Consider the following 4,589-nt stretch of genomic DNA (forward strand, 5'->3'; position numbering starts at 1 on the left):
TGTTCTTGCGACCATTGCGTCAAAGCGCGTTTGGCTGCTTTTTTGTGGGCAAACAAACCGTAAGGACGCCAGTTTCTGGTGCCGCTGTTTAACAAGACAATGCGTGCTTGAAGGCCGCCGTGTTCGTCAGCGATAAAGCGGACGGTAGAAAACGATGTGGACTTTTCAGACGGCATCAGTTGGTATTCCTGCATAGTCTGGGCTTTGAGCCATAATGTATGGAGCTGCCCGACTGCCGGAATAAAACGGATGGAGGCTGCGGCTTTGATGTGCGGCGGCAGTTTTTTGCTGTGCAGCAGGGTAGCGGTTTCACTGTATGTGCGTTCATGTGCTTCAATGGCTTGGGCTTTGCCGAAATAGTCAAACCAAACCAATACGCCGTAACTGTCGGGCAGGGCATAGAGCTGTTGGGCAAGCGAATCAGGCAGCCAAGTGGGCAACATTTTCGGATTCATCAATACACGGACGTGTTCGTCCCATTGTTGATGATTTTTTTCTGTCAGACTTAATTCGAGATAATCACACAATGCGGCCACATCGGTCATGGCGCGGTGGCGGTTGGTCGTCTGAATGCCGGTGCGTTCGATAATGCTGTCGAGGCTGTGTTTGTAAAACTCAGGATACAGGCGGCGCGACAGTTGAACCGTACAGAGCGAGGGAGCGGCAAAGTCAGTATGGATACGGGCAAACTCGTGGCGCAGGAAGGTGTAGTCAAAGCGGCTGTTGTGGGCAACAACCACTGCACCTTGCAGCAGCGGCAACAAATCGCCTGCAATATCGGCAAAGACAGGCGCGTTTTTTACCGTTTCATCATGAATTCCGGTCAGCCTGGCAACAAATTCGGGAATGCTGCGGCAAGGATTGACCAATTGCTCGTAATGTGAGGCGCGTCCTTGCTCAAAGCGAACAAGGGCGACTTCCGTTATCCTGTCTTGATAGAAATTTCCACCGGTCGTCTCCAAATCCACCACGACCACAGGCCGTCCCAAACGGGAAAATGCTTCGGATAAGAGCGGCCAGCGTGCGAAATCTGACATTTTATTCTCTGTAAATTCAATAGCAAATGCGCATTTTACACGCTGTCTGCAAGTTTTCCAAATAAAACGCTTGACAATAAATAGCCCTCTCTTTATAATTCGAATCTTTCTTGATGCACCCGTAGCTCAGTTGGATAGAGTATCTGGCTACGAACCAGAGGGTCGGGCGTTCGAATCGCTCCGGGTGCGCCACAGAAAATCTCCGCGCCCATCGTCTAGCGGTTAGGACATCGCCCTTTCACGGCGGTAACCGGGGTTCGATTCCCCGTGGGCGTGCCAGTTACTTTAAAATAAGCCATCACTAAAGAATAGTGATGGCTTATTTTTTTACATTTATTTTTACATTTATAAGTTTATAGTTATTTAATTTTTTAAATAGCTTTCTTAGTTGTTCAGACGTCCTTTGCCTATCCTTCTACCCAAAGCATCGTAGGTGTAGGCCCAAGTCTCTTTTGTGCCGTCTTTTTTGAAGATTCCGGCTTTGACCAGTTAGTCATGCAGATCGCAGAAGTAGTTCTGTACTTCGCCGTCGGCCAGTTCACGGTGGATCAGGTTGCCGAAGTGGTCGTAGTAATAGTTGCTGCCGTTGTATTCTTTAAGGGGGTTGTCCGGTATATGAGGGACGATTTGTTGAATTAGGTTCAATTTTTTGGGGAAAGATAGATTGACCCATTAGGGCTTGCCTCTATTCCAGTACTATCTTCTCTTTCTGGTTTTCAGGTGCCGAAAGAGTCAAGCTACTGGTGTAAATTCACGATTAGACAACTGCAGAAGAAAGCAGCCAACAGACACACTACCTCCTCTGTAATCAAATTGGTATCCCAAGAGGGATGACCGACTGTGAAGATAACCTCTGGTTTGGGAATTATTACGACTGGGGCAAACTAAAAAGAGAAATGGATATATCTGGAACTGCTCGCTAACCATTTCGATTATGCATTACAACTTTTTCAGGTATTATGAGCTATGGCATTAAGGTTGTCTTAAAACATTCCTTCCAGACAAACTTAATGCTCTGTTAAGATATTATCTTCACATTATTGGGTAAATAATATCTTCTTAACAGGGCAAAAAATAGTCATAATTTTTTGTGTCTAATTTCTTAAATAAGTAAGATTAATTTTTGAAACTTTATTTGATATCAAATATTCTCCATGGAATGAGTCCTGTTCGATAATGTGCCCCTTAGGAAGTTTCCAACATTTTCTTAATCCTCCTCCAGAAGTTTTAGGTTTGTAACGATAGTCCGCTAAATCTTATTAATTAATTGATATTTATCAATATTTTTAATTCGTCTGGTAGTTTGGCACCATTTATATATGCCTTTTTAGCCCAAAATATGGCTTTTTCTTTATTGCCTTGTGTGAAAAATAAATCGGCTAAATTGGATTGGGCAATTGGATGTCCATTTTTTGCCGCTATCTCTAGCCATTTAAATTCCAAATCTTGATCTAAAGATACAAACATATGGTATTGATATAATTTGAATGCTGAGTTTTTATCTCCATTAGTGGCGTTCTTTTCGAGAATTTGAATTTCTTCATCTGGAATCCAATAAGTACTACCTGTTGATATGAAGTCAGTCATTTTCTCATTTCTTTCCGGATGTTGTTTACATGATATTAAAGGGGTTAATAACAAAAATAAAATTAAGAAATTTTTCAGTATTTCCATAGTTAGCATGTTCCTTACTTATTTTTTACTTTGAGGAGTAAAGCTTCTCATGGTGCCTGGTTTGCTTGTATCTTGCGAGCGATCAGCCTTCATTCCCATCGGTGTTAATTCCCCGTTACTTGAAAACCAAAGATATTCATTTGGTGCTTTAACTGTAGTATTTAATTCATTAGCAAGTTGTTGTCCAAGAGGGTTTGCTCCTTTTCCTGTATTACAGGATAAAATCTCAACCGTCATACCTGATTTATAGTTAGGATTTTTTTTAATTCTCGCTGCTAATTTTTTAGCATCTAATCTTTCACCTGTAGCTCCATCTACCATCAATGAAGGATTACCATGCCCTCCTACTTGGAAAGTATTCGGTTTATTGGCAACTTTATGAGCGTAAGAGTGTATGTCTTCATTACTTAGGAATAAATTCATATCAACTCCAGCTAAACCTAACCAATCGACCCATACTTGGGTATTAGGTGCAAATTGATAAAGATTATCCCCCCATCAACCCTATCGGATAGCGACGACGCCATCGCTTAATTAAAAATCCTGCCTTAAGATCGGCAGGATTTGAAAATAGCTTTCACATTATGAAATAAAACAGCACTTCATTTTTCTCAAAAAATCGTCTTATTTATCTCGGCACGCTTCAGTTTACAGCATATTCTTGAGATATATTTGTTAATATAAAGTTAAATTCTTTTCTGTGCTTTTATATATATCTGTATAGAAATAAATTCTATTACCTTTTATCTCTTTCAGATAAACCAAGTCTTCGATACCCCCAATATACTCAATTGATAAATCATCTAAATTTAATGTTGCAAGCCTAAATCCAACAACGCAAAATCGTCTAATGAAAACTGGAATATATATTTTTCTATTGAAATACAACAAAGGCCCTCCAAACCCCTGTTCTTTAATAATAACTTGACCGTTAATGGATAGACTCCCAACTAAGGGAGAACCTTGATTTACTTCCATCAAATCAAGGTAGCTGACTTCCCATTTGTCAAACAAAAATTTTTCTTGAAAGTCTAAAGGAGTTTCATTCAAAATTTTTAACTTAGGCATTTCTAACACTTTCCCTTTCTTTTAATTTTTTATGAATTTGTTAGTTCCTATACGTAGCCCCCAAAAATCTCCACGACTTGAATTAAGATGCAAATCTCCAAATCTCTGTACAGGTATGTTAAATGGTGCCTTAACAGTAAATCCTTTAAACAAAAATCCATCAGAAGTTGTAATTTTAAGTTTCTCAAAAATACTTGCTAAACCTAAAACATCAATCCAAGCACTAGAATTTGGTGCAAACCAATAAAAATTATCCCCGCCCCACAACCTAATCGGGTCCTGATTGATAAATCGACCCGCATCAGGCTCATAGTACCTGAAGAAGTTGTAATGCAGCCCTGTCTCACGGTCAGCGTACTGGTTTTGCAATCGGAAGGGTTGGTATGCGTTATACGTTACCTTGGTTTCCTCTTTCAGACGGCCCCAACCGGTGTAGTTGCCAAACCAAACCAGGTTGCCGTCTTTATCGGTCATCTCTCTCGGGATGCCGATTTGGTCGCAGTGAAAGTAGTGGATTTCCTGTTTGCTTTCGCCGTCTTCGTTGGTCCAGTTGCGTACCTGTGCCAAAGGTTCATAGCTGTCGGGATCGGTGTAGATATAGGTATACCTGCCGTCCGGGTGGATTTCTTGCAAGAGGTGGCTGCCGTCCCAAACGAATCCGGTTTCCTCTTTCAGGCCGTCTGAAACTTCTTCGTTTTTCAGACGGCCTTTGCCTATCCTTCTGCCCAAGGCGTCGTAGGTGTAGGCCCAAGTCTCTTTCGTGCCGTCTTTTTTGAAGATTTCCGCTTTAACCAGTTGGTCGTGCAGATC

The 4,589-nt window shown here is 41.4% G+C and carries 6 protein-coding genes, 2 tRNA genes and 1 pseudogene; 2 read left to right on the top strand and 7 right to left on the bottom strand.

Features of this window, described 5'->3' with window-relative positions; all coding sequences use genetic code 11:
* Positions 1-1,037 (bottom strand): 3'-5' exonuclease (locus tag ACTHS3_RS10265; RefSeq protein WP_440367908.1); only part of this gene is annotated, 1,037 nt, incomplete at its 3' end.
* A gap of 115 nt (positions 1,038-1,152) precedes the next feature.
* Here ACTHS3_RS10265 and ACTHS3_RS10270 point away from each other — a divergent pair.
* A tRNA-Arg gene (locus ACTHS3_RS10270) sits at positions 1,153-1,229 on the top strand.
* 12 nt (positions 1,230-1,241) lie between these two features.
* Positions 1,242-1,316 (top strand) — tRNA-Glu (locus ACTHS3_RS10275).
* 210 nt (positions 1,317-1,526) lie between these two features.
* On the opposite strand, the gene ACTHS3_RS10280 is transcribed toward ACTHS3_RS10275, so the two are convergent.
* From ACTHS3_RS10280 to ACTHS3_RS10305, 6 genes and pseudogenes are all read right to left on the bottom strand, one after another.
* Positions 1,527-1,682 (bottom strand): hypothetical protein, encoded by a 156-nt coding sequence (locus ACTHS3_RS10280; protein WP_004521108.1) that lies wholly within the window; start codon positions 1,680-1,682, stop codon positions 1,527-1,529.
* A 449-nt stretch (positions 1,683-2,131) separates the two neighbouring features.
* Positions 2,132-2,260 (bottom strand): annotated as a pseudogene (locus tag ACTHS3_RS10285) (colicin E3/pyocin S6 family cytotoxin); the annotation flags it as partial.
* A 40-nt stretch (positions 2,261-2,300) separates the two neighbouring features.
* Entirely contained in the window at positions 2,301-2,711 is a 411-nt protein-coding gene (locus ACTHS3_RS10290) for a tetratricopeptide repeat protein (protein ID WP_224783393.1), read from the bottom strand.
* 18 nt (positions 2,712-2,729) lie between these two features.
* Positions 2,730-3,134 (bottom strand): hypothetical protein, encoded by a 405-nt coding sequence (locus ACTHS3_RS10295; protein ID WP_049343954.1) that lies wholly within the window; start codon positions 3,132-3,134, stop codon positions 2,730-2,732.
* Positions 3,135-3,386: 252 nt separating this feature from the next.
* Positions 3,387-3,779 carry a hypothetical protein gene (locus ACTHS3_RS10300; protein WP_004521002.1) on the bottom strand — a complete coding sequence of 131 codons (393 nt, stop codon included), beginning with the start codon at positions 3,777-3,779 and terminating at the stop codon, positions 3,387-3,389.
* Between the two features lie 21 nt (positions 3,780-3,800).
* A partial coding sequence (locus ACTHS3_RS10305; RefSeq protein WP_440367909.1) for an RHS repeat domain-containing protein occupies positions 3,801-4,589 on the bottom strand: 789 nt, incomplete at its 5' end.

It is taken from the genome of Neisseria sp. P0009.S007 (genome assembly GCF_051962515.1).

Excerpts from the sequence above, each read along its gene's own strand:
- ACTHS3_RS10290 (WP_224783393.1), bottom strand. The coding sequence starts at position 2,711 with ATGGAAATACTGAAAAATTTCTTAATTTTATTTTTGTTATTAACCCCT.
- ACTHS3_RS10295 (WP_049343954.1), bottom strand. The coding sequence starts at position 3,134 with ATGAATTTATTCCTAAGTAATGAAGACATACACTCTTACGCTCATAAA.
- ACTHS3_RS10300 (WP_004521002.1), bottom strand. The coding sequence starts at position 3,779 with ATGCCTAAGTTAAAAATTTTGAATGAAACTCCTTTAGACTTTCAAGAA.